17 protein-coding genes are annotated in these 22928 nt (G+C 73.3%); 4 read left to right on the top strand and 13 right to left on the bottom strand.

The features are described from left to right. Positions 1–3 precede the first annotated feature (3 nt). Positions 4–1173: a glycine oxidase ThiO gene (thiO, locus tag RWK90_RS14575; RefSeq protein ID WP_314038339.1), complete on the bottom strand. Its 1170-nt coding sequence runs from the start codon at positions 1171–1173 to the stop codon at positions 4–6. 40 nt (positions 1174–1213) lie between these two features. Between thiO and thiE the strand changes: the two genes are divergently transcribed. Continuing rightward, positions 1214–1930, top strand: a complete 717-nt coding sequence (gene thiE / locus RWK90_RS14570; RefSeq protein WP_314038338.1) for a thiamine phosphate synthase — start codon at positions 1214–1216, stop codon at positions 1928–1930. Between the two features lie 40 nt (positions 1931–1970). Here the strand turns inward: thiE and RWK90_RS14565 are convergent, their stop codons facing one another. Together RWK90_RS14565 and RWK90_RS14560 are read right to left on the bottom strand one after the other, a co-directional pair. Further along, entirely contained in the window at positions 1971–3908 is a 1938-nt protein-coding gene (locus RWK90_RS14565) for an alkaline phosphatase D family protein (RefSeq protein ID WP_314038337.1), read from the bottom strand. An 88-nt stretch (positions 3909–3996) separates the two neighbouring features. Then, entirely contained in the window at positions 3997–5073 is a 1077-nt protein-coding gene (locus RWK90_RS14560; RefSeq protein ID WP_314038336.1) for an NUDIX domain-containing protein, read from the bottom strand. 164 nt (positions 5074–5237) lie between these two features. Here RWK90_RS14560 and RWK90_RS14555 point away from each other — a divergent pair, with 164 nt between their 5' ends. The 3 genes from RWK90_RS14555 to RWK90_RS14545 are packed head-to-tail and all read left to right on the top strand — an operon-like array spanning position 5238 to position 10326. Next, positions 5238–6770, top strand: a complete 1533-nt coding sequence (locus RWK90_RS14555; RefSeq protein ID WP_314038335.1) for a hypothetical protein — start codon at positions 5238–5240, stop codon at positions 6768–6770. Between the two features lie 35 nt (positions 6771–6805). Then, entirely contained in the window at positions 6806–7846 is a 1041-nt protein-coding gene (locus RWK90_RS14550; RefSeq protein ID WP_314038334.1) for a glutamate ABC transporter substrate-binding protein, read from the top strand. Beyond that, a complete protein-coding gene (locus RWK90_RS14545) occupies positions 7843–10326 on the top strand; it encodes a tetratricopeptide repeat protein (RefSeq protein WP_314038333.1) in 2484 nt (827 codons plus the stop codon). Before RWK90_RS14550 ends, RWK90_RS14545 begins: the two co-directional genes overlap by 4 nt. A gap of 56 nt (positions 10327–10382) precedes the next feature. Here RWK90_RS14545 and RWK90_RS14540 read toward each other — a convergent pair whose 3' ends face one another. From RWK90_RS14540 to fgd, 10 genes are all read right to left on the bottom strand, one after another. Continuing rightward, positions 10383–11879 carry a thrombospondin type 3 repeat-containing protein gene (locus tag RWK90_RS14540; protein WP_314038332.1) on the bottom strand — a complete coding sequence of 499 codons (1497 nt, stop codon included), beginning with the start codon at positions 11877–11879 and terminating at the stop codon, positions 10383–10385. Between the two features lie 142 nt (positions 11880–12021). Continuing rightward, positions 12022–13230, bottom strand: a complete 1209-nt coding sequence (locus RWK90_RS14535; protein ID WP_314038331.1) for an acetate kinase — start codon at positions 13228–13230, stop codon at positions 12022–12024. Next, positions 13227–15512, bottom strand: a complete 2286-nt coding sequence (gene pta, locus RWK90_RS14530) for a phosphate acetyltransferase (RefSeq protein ID WP_314038330.1) — start codon at positions 15510–15512, stop codon at positions 13227–13229. The genes RWK90_RS14535 and pta overlap by 4 nt, the downstream gene beginning before the upstream one ends. An 85-nt stretch (positions 15513–15597) precedes the next feature. Then, positions 15598–16887, bottom strand: coding sequence for a DUF222 domain-containing protein (locus RWK90_RS14525; protein ID WP_314038329.1), 1290 nt, complete (start codon positions 16885–16887; stop codon positions 15598–15600). Positions 16888–16981: 94 nt separating this feature from the next. Then, positions 16982–17572, bottom strand: coding sequence for a hypothetical protein (locus RWK90_RS14520; RefSeq protein ID WP_314038328.1), 591 nt, complete (start codon positions 17570–17572; stop codon positions 16982–16984). 12 nt (positions 17573–17584) lie between these two features. Further along, complete coding sequence (egtD, locus tag RWK90_RS14515; protein WP_314038327.1) at positions 17585–18727, bottom strand: L-histidine N(alpha)-methyltransferase; 1143 nt, start codon at positions 18725–18727, stop codon at positions 17585–17587. After that, on the bottom strand, positions 18724–20121 hold the full coding sequence (gene egtB / locus RWK90_RS14510; protein WP_314038326.1) for an ergothioneine biosynthesis protein EgtB: 1398 nt from the start codon (positions 20119–20121) through the stop codon (positions 18724–18726). Before egtB ends, egtD begins: the two co-directional genes overlap by 4 nt. 146 nt (positions 20122–20267) lie before the next feature. Beyond that, complete coding sequence (locus RWK90_RS14505) at positions 20268–20897, bottom strand: methylated-DNA--[protein]-cysteine S-methyltransferase (protein WP_314038325.1); 630 nt, start codon at positions 20895–20897, stop codon at positions 20268–20270. A 2-nt stretch (positions 20898–20899) separates the two neighbouring features. Beyond that, entirely contained in the window at positions 20900–21538 is a 639-nt protein-coding gene (locus tag RWK90_RS14500) for a suppressor of fused domain protein (protein ID WP_314038324.1), read from the bottom strand. Further along, positions 21535–22554, bottom strand: coding sequence for a glucose-6-phosphate dehydrogenase (coenzyme-F420) (gene fgd / locus RWK90_RS14495; RefSeq protein ID WP_314038323.1), 1020 nt, complete (start codon positions 22552–22554; stop codon positions 21535–21537). Before fgd ends, RWK90_RS14500 begins: the two co-directional genes overlap by 4 nt. Positions 22555–22928: the final 374 nt, after the last annotated feature.

The raw sequence follows: 22928 nt of genomic DNA, 5'->3' as shown, positions 1-22928 counted from the left end.
GGGTCAGGGGCGGGCGAAGCGGGCGGGCGTGGCGACGCGCGCCGCCGCCGGGACCGCTCCGCCGGACAGGGCCGCCACGACGGTCGCGACGGTCACCGGGGTCAGGGCGATGCCGTTGCGGCCGTGCCCGGTGGCGTGGACGAGGCGCGGATCGGCGGGGTCGGGGCCGAGGACCGGCAGGTTGTCCGGGGACATCGGCCGCAACCCGGCGATCATCTCCGCCAGCTCGTACTCCCCCACGCCGGGGAAGATCGTCTCGGCGTCCGCGAGCAGATCCCGCACGCCCGCGACGGTGACCTTCCGGTCGTCCCCGTGTTCGTACTGGGTGGCGCCCACGACGAGCCCGCCCTCGCGCGGGACCAGGTACAACGGCCGGCCGCGGACGAACGCCCGCACCACCCCCCGCGGCGGGTCCTCGCAGCCGGGTCGGGACCGCAGTCGCAGCACCTCGCCCTTGACCGGGCGCACGGGCAGGCCCGCCAGTTCGGCGGAGCCCGTGCCGGCCGCCAGGACGACGCGGTCGGCGTCGACGTCGTCGAGAACCCCCACGGCGCCCCGCACCCACGTCACGCCCTCCGCCCGGCAGGCCCGGGCGAGGGAGGCGAGCAGGACGCGGTTGTCGACCGCGCCCTCGGAGTCCATCCGGTAGGCCACGCGGGCGACCCGGGCCAGGGACGGTTCGGCCGCGCGCAGTTCGCGGCGGGTGACGCGACGCAGGTCGGCCTCGGTGACGCCGCCGGTGGCGCCGGTGGGGTCGGGCTGGCGGGCCGCCCACTCCATGGCCATGTCGAGGTCACGGGCGTCGGCCTCGTCGACGGCCAGCATGTGCGTGTGCCCGGCCGTGCGCACGGGCGGGCCGGGCGGGACGTGCGGGGCGAGCGCGTCGAGGAACCCGGGCCACCGCCGCAGCGAGTCCACCCCCAGCGCGAACACCGACTCCTCGCCCGGCCACGCCTCGCTGAACGGCGCGAGCATCCCGCCGGCGACCCACGCCGCACCCGCGGTGGGCACGCCCTCGGGGCCGGAGTCGTCGGGCTCGTGGACCACGACCTCGTCGGCGAGACCGGAGCGCGCGACCGCCCACGCGCAGGCCAGCCCGATCACCGAGCCGCCGACCACCGCGACCCGTCCCACCCCGGCACGAGCGGCGGACGGGGAGGGGTCGACGGTCATGCCGACCAGCCTAGTCGGGCCGTCCCCTACGGTTGAGCACATGACCGCCCGCGCCGACCGCCTCCGTGCCCGCCTCGCCGACGCCCGCCTCTACCTGTGTATCGACGCGCGCCGGCACCTCGACGACGCCGCCCGCGACGAGGGCTGGACGGGCGAGTTCCCCGCCCTGCGCCGCGACGTCACCGCGGCTCTGGCCGGCGGCGTGGACATCGTCCAACTGCGGGACAAGAACTCCCCCGGTCACCGCGACCTCGGGCCCCTGGAGGCCGGGCCCGAACTGCGCGCGCTCGCGGTGATGCGTGAGGTGTGCGACGCCCGCGGTGCGCTGCTCGCGGTCAACGACCGCGCCGACGTCGCCGTGGCCTCCGGGGCCGACGTGCTGCACATCGGCCAGGACGACCTGCCCGAGGAGTGGGCGCGACGGATCATCGGGGACGAGATGATCCTGGGCATCTCGTGCCACGCCCCGGGGGAGGTCGACGTCGCCGCCGCGGATCCGCTGGTCGACTACTTCTGCACCGGCCCGGTGTGGCCCACCCCGACCAAGCCCGGCCGCCACGCGCCGGGCCTCGACCTGGTACGCCACGCCGCGCAACTGGGGGCGACGACGCCGTGGTTCGCGATCGGCGGGATCGACGCCACGACCCTGCCCGAGGTGCTCGCCGCGGGAGCCGGCCGGGTGGTGGTGGTCCGGGCGATCACCGACGCGGACGACCCGACCGCCGCCGCCCGCGGCCTCCGCTCGGCGCTGAGCTGACCGCGGCCTCCGCTGCGCGCTGACCGACCGCGGCCCCGCCCTAGACGACCGATCCCGCCGGCCCCGCGGCCTGCTCCCGCGGCCGCGCGGCCGCCCCGGCGCCCGGCGGGCCCACGTCCGTCAACTGCCTGGTCAGGGTCCTTCGCAACACCTGACGGGGTTTACGCTCCAGCGAATCCCCACCTCGTCGTCGTCCCCCTCCCCGACCCGGCCGCTGCGCGTCGCGGCCGCCGTCGTCCCCGGACCGCCTCCCCCACGTCGCGGGCGCCAGCCCCGGCACCAGGGCGAGCGCCTTGCCCAGCCCCCACGCCGGCCACTCGACACGCGCGTGGTCGACCTGCACCATCGCGCGGCGGCCGCGCAGCACCAGGGTCATCACGCCGTTGTCGAACCACACGCCGTCGGACACCCGCCAGCGCACCTCCGGGTCGCGCACGCCCACCGCGCGCGCGAGGCGTCGCGTCAACGCCGGCACCGGCTCCCGCACCGACAGCCGGTTCACCGCCCTGATCGACTTCTGTAGAGGATTGCGGAACGGCGACATCACCAGCTGGTGCACCCGCGTCGGCGAGCCCGCCACCCGGTCGGCGGTGAGCTCGACCTCCTCGATGTAGGAGCAGTGCACGTCCCCGCCGAGCAGCAGGATCGACGCCGGCACCGACCGCCCGTCCCCCGCCGCGACCTCGGTGAGCAACCCCACCAGGTCGTCGAAGCTGTTGCGGAACGCGCCCCAGTGCTCCAGGTCCACGGCGCGGCGCGTCCACTCCCCGAGTCGCGCGGTCACCGGCATGTCGGGGCGGTGCCGCGCCACCGCCTCGTTCCACCCCTCCACGTGGTGCAGCGCCGGCAGCATGAACGCGGGCAGCGACGAGCCGATCACGAGGTGGTCCACCTCCGCGTCCAGGCACGCGTCGCGCGTCCACGCCCACTCCTCGGCGTCCATCACCCGCCGGTCGTCGGGATCGAGGTGCCGCGACGCCCGCACGTCGAGCATGACCACCCGCACCCGCCCGAAATCGCGCTTGAAGCTCCACTGGACGGCCCCGCGCTCGGCGTCGGCGGACAGGGCGAAGTCCTCCAGCAGGCGCTCGCGCTCGGCGTCCGAGGAGGCGCGGCGCAGCCCCTGGTAGGTCTCGTTCGCCTCGAGCTCGTCGGGCGCGAGGTTGCCCAGGTGCTGGTAGACGAAGTAGCTGGAGAACGCGCCGATCACCCGGTCGCGCCACCACGGCTGGGCGGTCATCTCGCGGCGCCAGGAGTACGAGGAGTTCCAGTCGTCGCGCAGGTCGTGGTCGTCGAGGATCATGCAGCTCGGCACGGTCGACAGCAGCCAGCGCACGTCCGGGTCCCGCCACGACTCGTGGTACAGCCAGGAGTACTCCTCGAAGTCGCAGATCTCGTCCGAGACGTCCCGGTCACCGCCCGCGCCGGCGGAGTCCCGCACCGACTGGGGGCCCTGCCCCGCGTCGCGGCGTTCGGCGAGCCGCTCGGAGATCTCGCGACTGGGGATGTCCGCGTACACCTGGTCGCCCAGCAGCAGCATCGCGTCCGGCCACTCGGTCCGCGGCGTGTACGCCATCCGGTGCGACAGCGCGACCAGCGCGTCCGCCCCGATCTCGCGGAGCGCCTCCGGCGTCTGGCTCTCGCCGCGACGGCACGACCCGAACGCCAACCGCACCGTGTCGTCCGCGCACGGGGTGCAGATCACGCTGGGCCGGCCCGCGTCGACCGGCCACACCGGCACCCCGTCGAGCTCCACGCTGTACGGGGTCTCCTCGCCCTCGTGCAGGTGGCACAGGTGCAGCACCGCGAAGTGGTGGCCGTACACGCCCCACGTCCGCTCGGTGGCCACCTCGTCGCCGGCGCGGATCGTAACCTCGCAGGGGGCGGAGACCTCGATCCACACCGTCGCGTCGGTGCTGTCGACGTACCGGAGCAGCGGGCCCAGGACGAGCTCGGGTGTGCGGGCGGATGCGGTCATGCGCACCAGTGTGCACCCGCGCGGCGGGTGGGCGGCACCGGTTCGGTGGGCGGGGTGGCGCGCGGGGCGCGCGGCGGGGCCTGGCGGGTTACCCGAGGAGGGTCCGGGGCCCGACGACGAGGACGTTCCCCGGCAGCCTGTCCCGCAGTCCCCGGTCGGCCGTGACCACCACCACCCGTCGCGGCCCGCCATCCAGCTCGGTGGCCAGCTCGACGATCGCGTCGTCCCCGGACCCCGGCGCGCGGTGCACCTCGAACGGGCCCGAGTGCTCGGCGGCGCGGGCGGCGCCCTCGATCACGGCGTGCGCGCGGGCCACCCAGCCGAACGCGGCCGCGGGGGGCGCGGAGTCCGCGGCGGGCAGCTCGAGGGTGCGGGGCATACCGGCGCCCAGCTCGTCGAGCAGTCGCCCGGTCGCGCCGGCCCGGTCCCGCCACCAGCCGTCGGGGCGGGAACCGAGCACGTTGGCCACGTCCACCACCAGCTCGACCGGCTCCGAGCGCAGCCCGTTGGCCCACGCCTGGGCGAACGCCGGCATCAGGGGCAGCTCGGCCACGCGCGTCTCCGGCACCCACCGCAGCTCGAGGCTCTCGTTGTTCGGCACCGTCTCCAGCGGGCGCGGCGCGTCGGCGATCACGGTGGTGTACGTCCACTCCACCGCGTCGGTCGACTCCTGCACGAGCGGCGGCAGGACGCGGGGGCGGCGGACGGCACCGGAGACCGCGTCGGCCGCGGAGTCGTCGGCGCCCCCGGGGCCGGACTCGTCGAGTTCCTCGTCGTGCCTCTGGTCGGGCCGCAGCCGCCGCAGCATCTCGGCGGCGTGCCGCATGTCCAGGCCCGGGCGGTGCCACACCGTGCCGGGCATGCGGGAGGTCACGACCTCGGCGCGCACCACGACGTCGGCGGGCCGGATCTCGGCCTCCTCCTCGGTCTCGCGTAGCGCCGCGCCGGGCGCGTCCTCGTAGGAGTCGCGCGCGCCGCCCGGAAGGGCCCACGTGTCCCCGGAGGCGGTCCACACCGCGCGATGCTGCAGCAACACCAGCGGGGTGTCGGGGTCGGAGGGGTCGGCGGCGCGCAGGAGCAGCCCGGCGGCGCCGAACCGCCCCCACCGGCGATCACCGCCCGCGGACACCACCCAGCCGTTGCCGTCACCCTCGCTCGCCGCCACTGGTCCTCCACCTCCACGGACACCGCCCACCCCCGGATCGGGCGGGACCTCGAGTCCTCGTCGACCAGTCTGCCCGACTCCGCGCCGTCACTTCACTAACCTGGGACACACTCCCGCCGTGTGCGTCGGCTCGGCGGGTCAGGACCGGGGAGGTGAGCCACGCGATGCGCGCCCGAGCCCTCTCGCGGGGCGGCCCTCCGGGGGCCTCCGACTCGACCGCCAGCGCGTCCACACCCACGCCCGGGTCGACGCCCGGTTCGGCGACGACCTCCGGCGCCCTCGGCGGCCGCGGTGACGGTCGCGGCGCCGGCCGCCGGGGTCGTGGCGGCGGCTCGGGTCGGTCCGGTGGGACCGCCGGGTCCGGTGACGCCGGCGCGGCGCTCGCCCCCCGCCATCCCGTGCGCCGCCGCGCCGCCCGCTTCTGGAGCGACGTCCTCACCACCCCGGGCCGGATGTCGGTGTTCGCGCTGCTGGCCCTGGTCACGGTGCTGGCGGGCGGGATCGTGGCCTCCTCCACGATCACCCAGCGGCAGAGCTACCACGAGACCCTGCTCGCCGAGGTCGAGCCCGTCGCCAACGCCTCGCAGACGCTGTACAGCTCCCTCACCATCGCCGACTCCGCCGCGAACACCGCCTTCATCACCGGTGGGATCGAACCCGCCGAGCTGCGCGAACGCTACCTGCAGGCGATCGCCGACTCGTCGTCGTCGATCATCGCCGCGGCCCAGGGCCTCGACCGCGCCGACACCGAGTCCATCGACCAGCTCGCCCACATCAACGCGCAGTTGGCCACCTACACCGGCCTCGTGGAGACCGCGCGCACCAACAACCGCGTCGCCAACCCGGTCGGCTCGGCGTATCTCGCGTCGGCGTCGACGCTCATGCAGGACACCATCCTGCCCGCGGCCGCCGACCTGTACGACCGCCAGTCCACGTCCGTGGGCCAGTCGGACCGCGAGTGGTCGTCGCCTCCCTGGGGCTCGTTCTTCCTGCTCGGCCTGGCGATCGCGGTGCTGGTGCTGCTGCAGCAGTGGCTGTGGCGCCTCACCGGGCGACGCATCAACCCCGCGCTCGGCGTGGCGTCGCTGCTCATGGTGGCCACGTTCCTGCTCACGATGATCGCCGGGTTCCTCGCCGCCAACGACAACGCCAAGGGCCTGTCCGAGGGCGCGGCGCCGATGAACGAGCTCACCCGTCAGCGCATCAACGCCCAGAAGGTGCGCGCCCAGGAGACGCTCAACCTCGTGCGCCGTACCGACCCCGAGGGCTCGGCCGCCGAACGCGCGGCGACCCTCGGCGGCGTCCGCGACACCCTCACCGTCTACCTCGACGACGAGGAGGAGACGGGCAGCGACATCACCCTGGACTCGCACGGCGCGGTGACCGACGCGATCTCGGCCCTCGACCAGTGGATGGCCGCCCAGAACCGGGCCGATTCGCTGTACCAGCAGGGTGACTACCAGGGCGCCATCGAGATCTCGTCCGGGCAGGACGCGGGCGACTCGGGGGCCGCGTTCGACGAGTTCGACGAGTCCATGCAGGCCGCCATCGACGAGGCGCGCGACACCCTGCGCACCCGCATCGACAACGCCCGCCGCACCTCCTCCAGCGGCCCGGACCTCATCATCGCGCTGTCGACGCTCGCCGCGTTCGCGGTGATCGTGGGGATCGCGCCCAGGATCAGGGAGTACCTGTGAGGGCGCGGGGCGGGCGCGGGGGCCGGATCGGGCGAGTGGGGCTGGGGGCCGTCCTGGTGGCCGCCCTGGCGTTCGGCACCGCGTGTGGGGTCGACGACGGCGAGGTGCGTCCCGGCGTGGGCGGGCCGGAACAGGACACCGCGGCCGGGTTCGCCGAATCCGTGGGGGCGGGGATCCCGGAGGTCGAGGCCGTCATGCCACTGCCCGCCGGCGCGGTGGTCAGCACCGACGTCCCCGTCAACCTGCCGCGCGAGGAGGACGAGAACTGCGACCCCCTGCCCAGCCTCCGCCCCGACGACGCCCCGCCCGAGGAGCGAGTGCCACGGATCCTGCAGCGGGGCCGGCTGATCGTCGGACTCGACCAGGGCTCCAACCTGTTCTCCTTCCGCGACCCCGCCAGCGGCCAGCTCACCGGCTTCGACGTGGACCTGGCCCGGGAGATCGCCACGGACATCTTCGGCGACCCACGCCAGGTGGAATTCCGGTCCCTGACCTCGGCGAACCGGCTCCAGGCGCTGGAGAGCGACCAGGTGGACGTGGTGATCCGCTCGATGTCCATCACGTGCGCCCGGCGCGAGCGGGTCACCTTCTCGGTCCCCTACTACCGGGCCTACCAGCGCGTGCTCACCGTGCGGGGGTCGGGCATCACGGAGATCGGACACCTCGAGGGCCGGCGGGTATGCGTGGCGGCGGGGACCACGTCGGCGTCGCGCCTGTGGGCGGAGTTGGAGCGGATCACCGTGCTGTCGGTCAACACGTGGGCTGACTGCCTGGTCGCCATCCAACAGAACCAGGTGGACGCCATCACGACCGACGACGCCATCCTCGTGGGCATCACCGCGCAGGACCCGTACCTGCAGATCGTCGGCCCCCAGCTCGACGCCGAGCCGTACGGGGTCGGCATCGCCAAGTCGACCCCCCAGCACAACACGGACGGGCTCGTCCGGCAGGTGAACTCGACCCTCGAGCGGATCCGATCCGACGGCACGTGGAACCGCATGTACTCCACGTGGCTGTCCGGGCTGGGGCCGAACCCCGGGATGCCGGAGCCGAGGTACATCGAGGAGCCCCGATGAGCTACCGCAGGGGCGACGGCCCTCTCGAAGACGGCGAACCCACCGTCGGCACCCAGGCCACGATGCGGACCGAGGCGGTCGCGGTGACCCAGGCCGCCACGGTCACGGGGGCGGCGGACACCGGCGCGGCCGCGACAGGCGCGGCGGCGACAGGGGCCGCCGAGACGGGGGCAGCCGCGACCGGGGGCGTGCAGGCCACCGGCGGGATGGCCGCAACCGGGGGCCTGGCCGAGACCGGGGCCGTCGCGGCCACCGGCGCGGTGTCCATGACCGGGTTCCTCGCCGACACGGATCCCGACGCCGGCCCGGGCACCCACGCCGTCGACCGGCCGGGACCCGATCCCGAATCACGCACCGAGTCCGTTCCCGGGGCGCGGCCGTCCGGTCGGACCGCGACGGCCACGGGGGAACGCTCCACCTCCGCACCGTTCCGCCTGCGTCACCCGACGAAGCCCGAGGACCGACCGAGTCAGGCCGCCGAGGGCCTCGTCGACCTGCCGTACATCATCCCGATCGACCCCACCTCCGCGATGCTCTCGCCGGAAGAGATCGAGGCCGAGTGTGAGGCCTCGAACGGCCGCCTCCCCCGGCCGGAGCTGCGACCCGGCGACATCGTCGCCGACCAGTACGAGGTCCGCGGCGCGCTCGCCCACGGCGGCATGGGCTGGGTCTACCTCGCCGTGGACCACAACGTCTCCGACCGCTGGGTGGTCCTCAAGGGCCTGCTGCACGCCGACCAGGCCGAGGCGCAGGAGGTCGCGGTCGCCGAGCGGGAGATCCTCGCCGAGCTGTCGCACCCCTCGATCGTGCGAATCTACAACTTCATCCACGACGACTGGGCCACCTCGCCCACCCACGGCGGGTACATCGTCATGGAATACGTCGGCGGCCCCAGCCTGCGCGACGTCCGGCGCGCCGCCCCCGGCCGCGTCCTGCCGGTCGAGAAGGCCATCGCGTACGTCCTCGAGGTCCTCCAGGCGCTGTCGTACCTGCACTCCGTGGGGCTGGTCTACAACGACCTCAAGCCCGAGAACATCATGCTCACCGAGGACCACGTGAAGCTGATCGACATGGGAGCCGTGTCCGGAGTCGGCGACTTCGGGCACATCTACGGCACCCCCGGCTTCCAGGCTCCGGAGATCCCCGAGACCGGCCCGACCGTCTACTCCGACCTGTACACCGTCGGCCGGACGTTGGCCTCGCTCATCGTCCGACTGCCCGTGGTCGACGGACGCTACGCCGACGGGATCCCCTCCCCCATGGAGGAGCCGGTGTTCAGCCGGTACGACTCGCTCTACCGGTTCCTCCTGCGCTCCACGCACGAGGACCCCGACATGCGGTTCCGGAGCGCGACCGGGATGGCCAACCAGCTCATGGGCGTCCTCCGCGAGGTGCTGGCCCTGAGGACGGGCGTACCCCACCCGGCGTTCTCGTCCGTGTTCTCCCCGCAGCGGTCCACGTTCGGCACCCTGTTCACCGTCGAGCCGACCGACTTCCTCGTCGACGGCCGCGCCCGCGACACCACGCTCACCGGCGCCGAGCTCGTCGACGCGCTCCCCGTGCCGCTCATGGAGTCCTCCGACCCGGCCAGCCGTATCCTCGCCGCCACCTCCTACACCTCGGTCGAGCAGCGCATCGACACGCTCAAGGAGCTGTACTCGGACACCGAGTCCGAGGCGCACGAGAGCGTCGGCGTCATCATGTCCCTGGCCCGCGCCTACCTCGAGAGCGGAGACCTCGCCGCCGCCGAGGCACTCCTCGACGAGAACGCCCACCGACGACGCGCCGAATGGCGACTCGTCTGGTACGACGGGATCGTCGCGCTGCTCAAGGGCGACCCCGTCGGCGCCTACCCGAAGTTCCAGCAGGTGCTCTCGGCCATGCCCGGCGAGAACGGCCCCAAACTGGCCCTCGCCGCCACCGCCGAACTCATCCTCGACGTGTGCCCCGAGCGCGACCGCGCCCGCTGGGCCCGCTCGAGCGAACACTTCTACCGCACAGTGTGGTCGGTCGACCGCTCCGTGATCAGTTCCGCCTTCGGCCTGGCCCGTCAGCTCCAGCGGCGCGGTGAGGTCACGGCCGCCATCGAGGAACTCGACCGCGTCCCGCCCAACTCCCGCTACTCCTCGCTGGCCAACCTCACCGCGATCCTCCTGCTGTGCCAGGGGCGCCCCCTGGAAGAGACCGAGGAGTCGCACCTGCGGGAAGCCGCACGGCGGGTGACCAACCTGTCCGCCGGCGAACACCGCGCCTTCCAGATCCGGCTCACCGTCCTCACCACCGCCCTCGCGTGGATCCAGCTGCCGGGCAACGAGCCCTCCCCGTCCCCGCTCATGCGGGGCGTGCCGTTCACCGAGTTCGGCCTCCGCTCGGGCGCCGAGACCGTCCTGCGCACCCTCGCCCGGTCCACCGAGACACGGGCCCAGCGATTCCGGCTGGTCGACCAGGCCAACAGCATCCGGCCACGCACCCTGTTCTGAGGCGGGCACCGGGCTCGAGCATCCGCTGCGGTCCGACCGGGTGGTGCCGGGCTCGTTCAGCCGACGTGGTCCGGCGAGGTGTCGCCCTCGTCGTGGTCACGGTGGCGCCGCCGGGCGAACAGGATGAGCGTCGCGCCGGCCGCGGCCGCGGTGAGAGCCCACAGGACGAGCTCGGCCGCCTCCACGCCGGTCGTCGCCAGCGGTCCGCGGACCTCGGAGTTCGCCCGGATCCACTCGTCAGAGGGTGCGCCCTCCCGGTGGGTGAGCGCCCGTCCGTCCACCCGGCCGGTATCGGCACCGGTTACGGCGTCGGCCGCGTCATCCTGCCCGCCGGGACGCGGACGGCCGGGGACCGACGGAGTTGCCGTCGCGGGGACGCCGGTCGCGGAGGCCGAGCCCGTCGCGGCCGTCGAGCCCGTCCCGGAGCCGGCCGTGGACCCCGTCAGGGCCCCGTCGAGGGAGCCCGCCAGAGAACCGAGGTCGGGGCCCGCGATCCCGACCACCACGCCGATCAGGCCTCCCACGAGGATCGGCCACGCGAGGTCCGGCAGGTCCGTGGAGCCGCCTCCGGGGGCGGGGTCGACCACCACCCGGCGCACCGGGGAATAGGTGGCGCCGCCGGGCATGGTGACGGTGAACCCCAGGTCGTACGTCCCGGCCCGCGAGGGCGTCCCGTTCAGCGCCCCCTCGCTGATCCGCATCCCGGGCGGGAGTGTGGCCGGATCCACCGAGAGGACCGCCCCGGCCGGTGGGGTCGGCAGGACCGCGACCGGTCCGTACGTGCGGCCGGTGGTGGCGGAGGGCAACCGGTTGAGCGGGTCGTCGGGATCCGTGCCGAGCTCGGCCTCCACGGTGTCGGGCAGCCCGTCGCCGTCGCGGTCGGCGTCCGCGATGTCGGAGAACGACACCCAGATCCTGGGGCTCACGCTCTGCCGCTGGGCGAGGCCGGTGACGTCGCGGGGCACGGACACCTCGTCCACCACCCTCGCCGTCTCGCCCGGCGCCAGGTCGAGGGCGGCCACGGCGGCCCCACGCGCAGGCGAATCCCCGCCCCACCCCGTTCCCGCGCCGTAGAGCATCACGGACCCGGAGTCGGAGGCCCGTGCCCCGGTGATGGTCGACCCCACCGCGAACTGCGCGTTATCGGACACCACGAAGTCGCCGACGCCCACCTCGTACCGGCCGGTCCGGCCGGAGTCGGTGGTGTTCCGGACGTAATAGGTGCGGTCGATGGCCTCGCCCGGGTTCATCGCGCACGGGTCGACCCCGGGGATACCGGAGGTCGACCCACCGGGGCCCGGGGCCCCGGACCCGACGTCGCAGCCCCACATCCCCAGGACGAGCTGGGGAGCGTCCGCCCACGTGGCCCCGTCCAGCGAGAACTGCAGATCCGAGTGAGCGTCCAGGGCCGGCGCGGACACGGCCCGTGAGACTGCCGCCCCGCCGAGTACGAGGGTGATGATCGCGGCCAGGACGAGAGGCACGAGACCGCGATGACGGGTCGTGGCCTGTGCGGGCAGGGTGACCGCAGTGGTGGTTGAGGCGTGGGGCATGGTCCGGCTTCGTCACGCCCGGGGTCGGTTCCCGGGATCTACCGAACCCTATATCTAAGACAGTCTTTATGACAGGTGGTCGGGGTTATCGGTCTCGGCCCCGCCTTCCCGAACGTTCACGCCGACCGGTCACGTCGACCGATCAGCTCAACCCCAGCACCTCGTCGCAGGCCCGCGCGATCGCCAGCTCCTCGTCCGTGGGCACCACGAGCACCGCGACCCGGCTCTCCGGCGTGGAGATGACCCGCTCGCCGGTGCCGTTCTCGTTGGCCTCGCTGTCGATCTCGACGCCCCAGCCGCGCATGGTGGCCAACGCGTCGGCCCGCAGGCGCGCGACGTTCTCCCCCACCCCGGCGGTGAACGTGATCGCGGCGACGTCGCCGAGGACCGCCCAGTAGCCGCCGATGTAGCGGCGTAGGCGATGGATCACCACCTCGTAGGCGAGCAGGGCGTCCTCGTCGCCGTCGTCCACCCGGGTCAGCAGCTCACGGAAGTCACGCGCCCCCGCCAGACCCTCCAGCCCGGAGCCGCGGTTGAGCAGCGTGGACACCTCCTCCGGTGACATCCCCCGGTCCCGGATGAGGTGGATGATCAGGCCCGGGTCGAGGTCTCCGGGTCGAGTGCCCATGACCAGGCCCTCCAGCGGCGTCAGACCCATGGAGGTGTCCATCGGCCGACCGCCCGCGATCGCCGACGCCGACGCCCCGTTACCGAGGTGCAGGACGATCTGGTCGAGATCCTCGTAGGGGCGGTCCAGCAGCTCCGCGACACGGTGGGACACGAACTCGTGACTGGTCCCGTGGAAGCCGTACCGGCGCAGGTCCCACTTCCGGGCCGTCTCGCGGTCGATCGCGTAGGTGTGGGCCGCGGCGGGCAGCGTGTGGAAGAAGCCGGTGTCGAACACCGCGACGTGCGGTAGGCCGGGCAGCAGTTCGCGAGCCACGCGGATGCCCCGCAGGTTGGCCGGGTTGTGGAGGGGGGCGAGCAGCTCGAGCTTCTCGATGTCCGCCTCCACCTCCGGCGTGACCTCGACCGGCTCGTGGAACGCGGGCCCGCCGTGGACCACCCGGTGACCGATCGCCTCGACGCCCAGATCCGTGGGGTGGACGCGCAGCTCCTCGGCCAGCTCCAGAACCCGGGCCAGTGCTGCGGTGTGGTCGGGGAACCCGGCCTCCGCGTTCCGCTCCTCGGCGGGCGATCCGGTGAGCTCGCTGCGGCGCACGCTCAGGGTGCCGACCGGTTCTCCGATCCGCTCGACCAGCGCCCACGCCAGCTCAGCCTCGACGGCCGTGTCGAGGATCTGCAGCTTGAGCGAGGACGAGCCGGAGTTGATGACGAGCACGCGGGTCATTTGTCGCCTTCCTGGGAGTCGGCGGCGCCCTGCGCCTGGACCGCCGTGATGGCGACCGTGTTGACGATGTCCTCGACCAACGCGCCACGCGACAGGTCGTTGATCGGCTTGCGCAGGCCCTGCAGGACCGGCCCGATCGCGACGGCGCCGGCCGTCCGCTGAACGGCCTTGTACGTGTTGTTACCGGTGTTGAGGTCGGGGAACACCAGCACCGTGGCGCGCCCGGCGACCTCGGAATCGGGCATCTTCTTACCCGCGACGGTGGGGTCGACGGCGGCGTCGAACTGGAGGGGACCGTCGACGACGAGGCCGGCCACCGGGGGCGCGGCGTCGGCACCGTCCGGGCCCGCGGCCCCGGCGATCCGCGAGCGGACCAGCTCGGTGGCCTCACGCACCTTGTCGACGTCGGCGCCCGAGCCCGAGTCCCCGGTGGAGTACGACAGGAGCGCGACGCGGGGCTCGACGCCGAACCGCGCGGCGGTCTCCGCGGACGACAGGGCGATGTCCGCGAGCTGCGCGGCGGTGGGATCGGGCACCACCGCGCAGTCGCCGAACGCCAGGACGTGGTCGGCCAGGCACATGAGGAAGACGCTGGAGACCGTCTCGACATCGGGCCGGGTCCGGATGATCTCCAACGCGGGACGGATGGTGTGAGCGGTGGTGTGGGCGGCGCCGGAGACCATGCCGTCGGCGAGACCGGTGTGCACCATCATGGTGGCGAAGTAGGAGATGTCGAGGACGCGGTCGCGGGCCACGTCGAGGGTCATGCCCTTGTGCTTGCGCAGCTCGGCGTACTCCTCGGCGAACCGGTCGGCGTGCTCGCTCGTGCGGGGGTCGAGCAGCTGCGCACCGCTGAGGTCGATGCCGAGCTCGTCCGCGCGACGGCGGATCGCCTCGGGGTCCCCGAGGATCGTCAGGTCGGCGACGTCGCGGCGCAGGAGACGACCGGCCGCGTGGAGGATGCGGTCGTCGTCCCCCTCGGGCAGGACGATGTGCCGCTTGTCCGCGCGGGCCCGCTCGAGGAGCTGGTGCTCGAACATCTGCGGGGTCATCACGTCGGGGGTGTCGACGCGCAGCCGGGCGAGCAGCTCCTCCGTGTCGACGTACTTCTCCATGAGGCTCAGCGCGGTCTCGACCTTGCGACCGGACCCGGAGTAGACGCGGCCGCGGGTCTCGGCCGCCAGCCGGGCGGTGTCGTAGGTGCCGTGCTGCGTGCAGACGATCGGCAGGGTGGAATGCATGCCACGGACGAGCTTGTCCAGGGCCGGGTTCGGCGTCACCCCGCCGTTCCAGATCATCCCGGCCAGCGACGGGAATCCGTCGGCGGCGTGCGCGGTGAGGATCGCCAGGACCGCGTCGGTGCGGTCGGCGGGCACGATCACCACCATCCCGTCGACGAGCCGCTCGAGGATCCGGTCCCCGGTCATGCCGCCGACCATCACGGCCATCGCCTCGCGGTCGAGCAGGGCGGGGTCGCCGGAGTACAGCGTGCCGTCCACCGCCTCCATGAGCTCACCCATGGTGGGTGCGGTGAGAAGTGGCTGCGCGGGCAGGGTCCACGCGGGGACGTCGAGGGTGTCGAGCTCCGCCCGGATCTCGGACAGGGCGTCGGGGTCGCACCGGTTGGCGACGACCCCGACGGGGTGTGCGTGCTCGGCGCGCAGTTCATCGAGGGTGAGGCGGGCGTTGGTGGCGATCTCGGCCGGGGAGCGGTCGGTGCCGCGGAGCACGAGGAGGACGGGGGCGCCCAGGTTCACCGCGATCGTCGCGTTGAAGTCGTATTCCGTCGGGCTGGGGACCCCGGTGTAGTCGGTCCCCAGGACCACCACGACGTCGCACTGGCGGGCCACCGCGTGATACCGGTCGACGATCTCGCCCAGGGCGGCGTCGCGGTCCTCGTGGACGCGGATGTTGGTGACGCCGACGCAGTCCTCGTACTCGAGCTCCACGGTCGTGTGCTGCAGCAGCATCTCCAGGATGCGGTCGCGGGCCGGTTCGGTCTCGGTGGGTTCGCCGACGACAGGGCGCGGGGCGACCGTGACGGGACGGAACACGCCGACCCTCTGGACGGTTCCGGCGAGGATCCTCAGCAGGCCCAGCGCGACGGTCGACTTGCCGGTATCGCCCTCGGGGGCGGCCACGTAGACGGCGGAGGTGGAGAGCGGTCCGCCGGCGCTCTGCGAGGGGATGGTCAGTGCTGCGACGTCGGCCTCGGGCGGCTCGGCCCCGGACGACTCGGACGACGGGGGCAGGGCGGAAGCGGGAGGAAGGGAATCGGGCACGGGGGCATTGTGACAGCGAGAGCGGCGCGGCACATCTGGTACACCCCTGACGGACGGGTCCGCCACCCCGTTGCGGGGCGGGACGTCAGACATCGGTGAGCCTGTCGACACCCGGTGGCAGCCAGGTGCACGACCCGGGTGTGGCGGGGTCGGCGATGGTCGTCCAACCCGCCGGCCCGTCGCCGACGAACCCGTGGTGGACGGGGCAGCCGAGCGCCCCGTTCGCGATGGTCGTGGGTCCGCCGCGGGACCATTCCCTCACGTGGTGGAACTGACTTCGTCGCGCTGGTGTGGTGCACCCCGGGAAGGTGCACCCGCCGTGGGCGGCGTAGAGGACCAGCCGCTGGATCGCCGAGGCGATCCGCCGCTCCGGGTGCGCGTCGACGTCGATCCGGTGCAGTTCCTCGCGTCCGTCGCGAAGCAGGGAGACGAACCAGGGCATGGTCCCGGCCATGGACACGGCCTGCCGGACGCTGAGCTGGGTGCCGGAGTCGGTCTCCACGACCGCGTGCGGGTCCTCGAGCTGTTCGGGGGTCAGCCGGACCACGATGGTCGCGACGCCCTTGGGGCGCGCCGGGTCGACGGTCGAGCCGAGCGCCCACTGGTGGACCAGGGCGTCGTGGGCGCGCTGCTCCGGCGCGCGATCATCCGAGCCGGGCTCGCACGCCACGGCGCCTCCCGGGCCGCCGAAGTCGCACAGGGCCCGCTCCACCAGCGCACGGCCGCGCGGGGTGAGCGTCATGGTCAGGGTGCTGGTGCCGTCGGCGCGGACCGCGCCGAGCCGGGCGGACCGCTGACGCTCCTGATGTTCCTCGCGGTCCCGGCCCCGGGCGGGGCACAGTTCCGCCACCCGCCGTGCGGCCTCCGCGCGCAGGTCCGCGGGGGACGCGGACCTGGCGAACCGCGTGAGCTCCTCGGCGAACGCGATCTTCGCCTCCCCGCCCATCGCCCCCGGGAGGGACGAGACCGCTTTGGCGATGATCCGCTCGTGCTCACCGGTGATCTGTCCGCTCGCCGACGCGCGGCCCGCCGGGGTGGCCTGGCGCCCGCCGGCCTCGATCCGGCCGTGGACCGTGCCCCGGGCCAGGCCCAGCTTCTGGGCGAGCATCGCGGCGACGCCGCCGGGGGTGCGCCCCTTCTGCGCGTGTAGCCCCGCGAGCTCGGCGGTCGCCCGGCAGTTGCCCGCCTCGAGCCGACGTGCCAGGACCTCGATGCGCCCCACCGCGTCCGCGAGGGCGTCGGCACCGTGGGCCGACCAGTCGACCGCGCACAGCGCCTCGACCGAGGCCTCGAGGAGAGCGAGGACATCGACCAGTGGGGGCACGGCGGCGCCGTGGCCGTCCTCACCGTCCCTGCCCGATACTCCCTGGTCCATGCCTCGAAGTATAGAACAGGTGTACGACACAGTGGGGCTCCACGTCGGCGATCAGCGGGTACGCGACCCGCACCCGGCCGCCTGTCGTGACGCGTCAGCCGCGCTCGGTGAGCAGCCGGAACCGCAGCTCGTCGAGCATGGCCGCGACCTCGGAACTCACCAGCGCGCGCTCCAGCGTGACGAGCCTGGCCAGGTCCGCTGCGGCGGCGTCGGGGTCGCTGTGGTCGAGGTGCCGCTCAGCCCGCGAGTAGAGCAGGTCGAACTCGGCGAAATCGTGGACGCGGTCCCGCGCGAGGTCGCCGATCCACACGCACTCCCGGCCGCGTTCACGCGCCGCGGCGAGGACGTGCCGCACCGACTCGAGCAGGGCCACGGCCTCGCCGCGCGCAGCAGCGCCGGCCGGAGTCCCGTGAGAGGGGCCTGCGGCGCCCAGTTCGGCGTCCAGCCGGTCCGCCGCCGCGGTGAGGACGGCGAGGTCGTCGAGCAGGCCACCCACCCGGTCGCGCTCGGCGGCCAGGTGGGCACCGCTGCGGGCGGCCTCGCGTCGCGTGCCGGCCCGCGCGACGTCGCCGCCCAGCCGGAACAGCGTCACCGCGGCCTCGTCGACGGCACCCCCGACAACCCGCGCGTCGTCGAGCAGGTCGCCGGCGCGCGCGGCGAGATCGAGACCGTCCGGGGTGGTCATGCGGGCCTCCTGTTAGTCGACGACGACGAGGGCCAGCCCGAAGTCGTCGGCGTCGTCGGTCCACACGGGCCCGCGGAGGAACCCGTGGCCCGCGAGTTCGTCGACGAGGGCGTCGGGCTCGAACTTCCGCGCGATCTCGGTGCGGATGCCCGCCCCCTCCACCAGGGCCCGGGACCGCCCGAGCGTCGGGAAGTCGATCCGCACGTCGCGGACGGCCCGCAGCCACATCTCGATCCTGCTCTCGGCGGCGTTCCACACGGCCTCGTGCCGGAAGTCGGCGCGGTCCAGGCCGGTGCACTCGACGGTACGGGCGATCACGTCGAGCATGTTGAGGTTGAACTCGGCGGTGACGCCCTCTGCGTCGTCGTAGGCCGCGACGAGACGGGCGGGGTCCTTGACGAGGTCGAAGCCCAGCGCCAGGCGGTCGCCGGGGTCCATGACGGCGCGCAGCATGTCGAGGAACTCGGCGCGCTGGGTCTCGCTGAAGTTGCCGACGGTGCCGCCGAGGAACAGCACCAGGCGGCCGCCCGGTTCACCGGGGAGGTGCCCGTCGAGCGCGGTGAGGTCGGCGACCACGGGCTCGACGCGAAGGCCCGGGTACTCGGCGGTGAGGGCGCGGGCGGAGTCGAACAGCATCTCGGTGCTGATGTCGACGGGCACGAACAGTGGCGCCCGCCCGGCGGGAGCGCCACCGGCACCGGCACCGGCGGGAGCGGCCGCGAGCACGTCGAGGAGCACCCGCGTCTTCTCGCAGGTCCCCGCCCCGAGCTCGACCATCGAGCTCGCCCCGCTCACGATGTCGCCCGCCCGCGAACGCAGGATCTGGGCCTCGGCCCGCGTGGGGTAGTACTCCGCCAACCGGGTGATCCGATCGAACAGCAGGCTGCCCTTCTCGTCGTAGAACCACCGCGGCGGCACCGTCGGCGGGTCCGAGAAGAACCCTTCGCGAAGATCCGATTCGAGGGCGGCGGTGTCGGGATCGGCGGAGCTCGTCGTCGTCGCCGTCGGACCGGGGTCATGCGCCCCGTCGGACGGCCCCGCGAGGGTGCTCGGCGCGGCGGCCCCGCCCCCGTCAGTCCGGCCCCCGGCGGCCCCGCCCCCGGCGGCCCCGCCCCCGTCGGTCCGGCCCGCGTCGACCCGGTGCGCGCCGGTCACCGCGAGAGCCTCAGGCCCGCGGCCGCCCACCGCGACGCGGCGGGGAAGAAGTTGCGGTACGTGTGCCGCGTGTGACCGGCGGGCGTGAGGGCGCTGCCGCCGCGCAGGACGTGCTGGTCGGACATGAACTTGCCGTTGTACTCGCCGGCCGCGCCCTCCTCGGTGACGAAGCCGGGGTACGGGAGGTACGCGCTCGAGGTCCACTCCCACACGCCGCCGAGCGCACGGTCGGCCACGGTCCGCGGGTGACACCGGTCGGGGTCAAGCTCGTCGCGGATCTCCCACCCGGCCGTGGCGACCTCCCACTCGAACTCCGTGGGCAGGCGCGCCCCGGCCCAGCGCGCATAGGCGTCGGCCTCGTAGAACGAGACGTGCACGACGGGCTCGGCGTCGACGACCGGACGTCGCCCGCTGAGCGTGAAGGTGGTCCACTCACCGTCGACCGCGGTCTCCGCGGGGCCGTCGTCCTCGCGGCGCCAGTACCCGGGCGCGTCCCACCCCTCGGCCTGGACCGTGGCCCACCCGTCCGAGAGCCAGAACTCGGGTCGCGAGTACCCGCCGTCGGCCATGAACCGCTTCCACTCCCCCACCGTGACCTGGCGGGTGGCGACCTCGCCGCCCGGGATCCACACGCGGTGGCGGGGCCGTTCGTTGTCGTAGGAGAAACCGCGCCCGGTGCGGTCGGTGGGGGCGCCGCCGGCGAGGTCGGAGTGGTCGCCCCCCGTGGCGTCGGAGGCGTCGCCGCCCGCGGGGTCCGGTGCGCCGACCTGCGCGACCCCCTCGACGACGGCGAGCCATCCCGTCTCGCCCGGCTTCGCCTCGGCCGGGTCCGCGGACCTGTCGACGTAGACCGGATCGGTCGGGTTGTGCGAGAAGAGGTGCTTGACGTCCATGAGCAGCAGCTCCTGGTGCTGCTGTTCGTGGTGGCAGCCCAGCTCGAGCAGCTCGAGGCCACGCTCGTCGACATCGCCCGCCTCGAGCGCCGCGACCACCGCCTCGTCGACCCGCGCCCGGAAGTCCCCGATCTCCGCGACCGACGGCCGCGTGATGAGCCCACGCTCCGGGCGGGGCTGCCGCGGCCCGACCGCCTCGTAGTACGAGTTGAACAGGAAGCGGAACACCGGTTCGGGCGCCACGTATCCGGGCACGCGGCCCAGCACGAACTCCTCGAAGAACCACGTGGTGTGCGCGCGGTGCCACGCCGCGGGGCTGGCTGCGGTCATGGACTGGGGGATCTGGTCCTCGGGACTGAGCCTCGACGCCAGGAGATCGGTGAGCCGGCGGACCTTGAGGAACCGCTCGACGGTGGTCGCGGGGGCGTCGGCGGCGGTGCTCGCCGCGTTCGGGCCGACGCCCGCGGTGTTCGGGCCGGTGCTGACGGATCCGACTGTCATGGGTTCCCCCCGGGGTTCCTGGTCGACGGCAGGCGGTCTGAGGCGAGGGACCGGTCGGTCCCCGGCGTTGCCGCCACCCTAGACGCGACGGGGGAGGCCGCCCACCGGTCTCGGGGAGCCGCCGGCCCGGCGGCGGACGCGGACGATCAGACGAACGGGATCGGCGCCGAGGAGCCTCGGCGGGCGGCGGCGACGTTGCGGCGCTCGTGTTCCAGCAGCCGCAGCCGGTACTCGGGGCAGTTGCCCATGCCGCCGTCAGCGCGGATCACCCGGTGGACGGGGATGACGAACGGCACCGGCACGATGCTGCACAGCCGGCCGACCCGCCGGGCGTTACGTGGCCGTCCGGCGTCCACGCTGATCTGCCCGTAGGTGGACGTCTCGCCGTATCCGATGCGCCGGATCTCGCGGTAGACCTCACGCGAGAAGTCATCGTGGACCCCGGCCGCGGCCCAGTCCAGCGGGACGTCGAAGTCGCGTAGCTCCCCGGCCAGGTAGGCCTCCACCTGTTCCGCCAGGCGGTCCAGGTGCTCACCCGCTCCGCCGGGCCCGGGGTGGGGGACCTCGTCGTCGTCGCGATGTTTCACGTCGAACCATCCCGCGGCGGTGCCGTCCCCGGTGGCCTCCGCGGCGTCTGCGGCCTCGGCGGCGTGGAGCTCGGCGGCGTCGACCTGCTGCAACCGCGACACCCCGACCGGCGTGGCCTCGACGATCATCAGGCCCGCCGCGGTCTCGAGCAGCCGCGCGGCGACGCCGGGGGTCCGCGCGGCGCGCACGGTCACACCACGCTCGGGCGGTCCGGGTTGGTCACGTCGGCGTTGGCGGTGTCGAGCTTCTCGAACAGGGCGTCGGCGCCGTCGCGGCCGATGGCGGACATCTCGGCGGTGGTGATGGGCACGGCCTGCAGCCGCGTGAGCAGGGGTCCGGTGCCGTCGGGGCCGCCGGTCTCGTCGACGACCTGCAGTTCCGGCCAAAGGAACGGCGGGGTGAGCACCAGGTGTTCGCACCTGCGCCCCGGGTCGACGAGGCCGACCGCGTTGGGGATCACCGCGCCGGGCGCCACGTGGATGGATCCACTTGCCACCGCCAGGGCGCACGCGTCGAGCACGTCGGCCATGGCGCGGTGCCCCGTGCGGCCGACGGTGACGAACTCACTGCGGATCTGGCGCCCCTCGGGCGTCGTGACGTTGGTGGGGAGCTCGCGTGCGCCGACGGTGGCGTAGGTGGAGAACCCGGGCGCCGGGACGTCGTCGACGACGACGATGTCGCAGTGCCACTCGGTGGTCTTCCCCTCCTCGTCCGGCTCGGTCTCGTGCGGGTACCGCAGGACCCGGACCTTGTCCTTGCCACCGAGGATGCCCTCGAGGCCGGAGAGGTCGGCCACGTCCGGGCCGGCGGGGATGTTCTCTTGGCTCATTTCAGGGCTCGCAGACGCGGTTCGAGGTCGGACTTGAACAGATCGAGGAAGCGCTTCTGGTCGTGGCCGGGGGCGTGGAAGACGAGGTGGTTGAGACCTGCGTCGACGTACGGCTTCACCTGCTCGACGGCCTCGTCCGGATCCGAGGCGACGATCCACCGCTTGGCGACCTGCTCTATCGGCAGCTCGTCGGCCAGGCGCTCCATCTCGCGCGGGGAATCGACCGAGTGCTTCTGCTCGGGCGTGAGGCTCAGCGGCGCCCAGAAGCGGCAGTTCTCCAGCGCCGCCGCGGGGTCGGGGTCGTAGGAGATCTTGATCTCGATCATCCGGTCGATCGTCGAGGAGTCCCGCTCGTTGAGGCGCGCGCCCTCCTCGACCGCGGGCAGCAGCTTGTCGGTGTAGAGCTCCATGCCCTTGCCGGAGGTGCAGATGAAGCCGTCGCCGACGCGGCCTGCGTACTTCGCCACGACCGGGCCGCCGGCGGCGATGTAGACGGGCACACCGTCGGACGGGACGTCGTAGAGGAAGGCGTCCTTGGTGGAGTAGTAGTCACCCTCGAAGCTGGTGGTCTCGCCAGTCCACAGCTCGCGCATGAGGCGCACCGACTCGCGCAGGCGCGCGAAGCGCTCCTTGAACTCCGGCCACTCGCCCTGGTGACCGGTGGCGATCTCGTTGAGCGCCTCACCGGTACCGACGCCGAGGAAGACGCGGCCCGGGTAGAGGCACGCCATGGTGGCGAACGCCTGGGCGAGCACTGCCGGGTTGTACCGGAAAGTGGGCGTGAGCACCGAGGTGCCCAGCTGGAGGCGTTCGGTCCGCTCCCCCACGGCCGTGAGCCAGGACAGGGAGAACGGGGCGTGACCGCCGTCGTGGCGCCAGGGCTGGAAGTGGTCGGAGACCGTGGCCGAGTCCATGCCCGCCTGCTCCGCCATCACGGCGAACTCCACCAGATCGCGGGGCCCGAACTGCTCGGCGGAGGCCTTGTATCCGAGCTTGAGGGATGGGGTGGCGGGCATCGGCTTCTCCTGCATGTAGGCGCGTGACCAGATTCACTTCCGGCGCGTGCGGGGCACTGCGGAGAGTATGCCAGCGCGCTCGGACACAGGTACTCCACTTGACACGCGGGGGCCCTCTGTACTGACGGTCAGTCAAAACCCCTGCTCAAGTTGATCGAACGTTCTACTCGAACATGGTTTCCGGGGCTAATGTCCCGCAGACCGAGCGGTCGATCTGCCATTCTGCCTGCAGTGATTAATACAGATTTAGGAGTTGCGCACTTGATAACAGTTTCGTAATGTCACGGACGGGCCGTCCCCCTCGGCCCGGTGTCGTTCACGATCACAGCCTGACGAGGTCGACACGATCCATCCCCCGGGATCACCACAACGGT

This window comes from Dietzia sp. CH92 (genome assembly GCF_032248695.1).
GTDB lineage: Bacteria > Actinomycetota > Actinomycetes > Mycobacteriales > Mycobacteriaceae > Dietzia.
The sequence above is the reverse complement of the archived record's forward strand: the minus strand, read 5'-3'. Positions and strand labels throughout refer to the sequence as shown.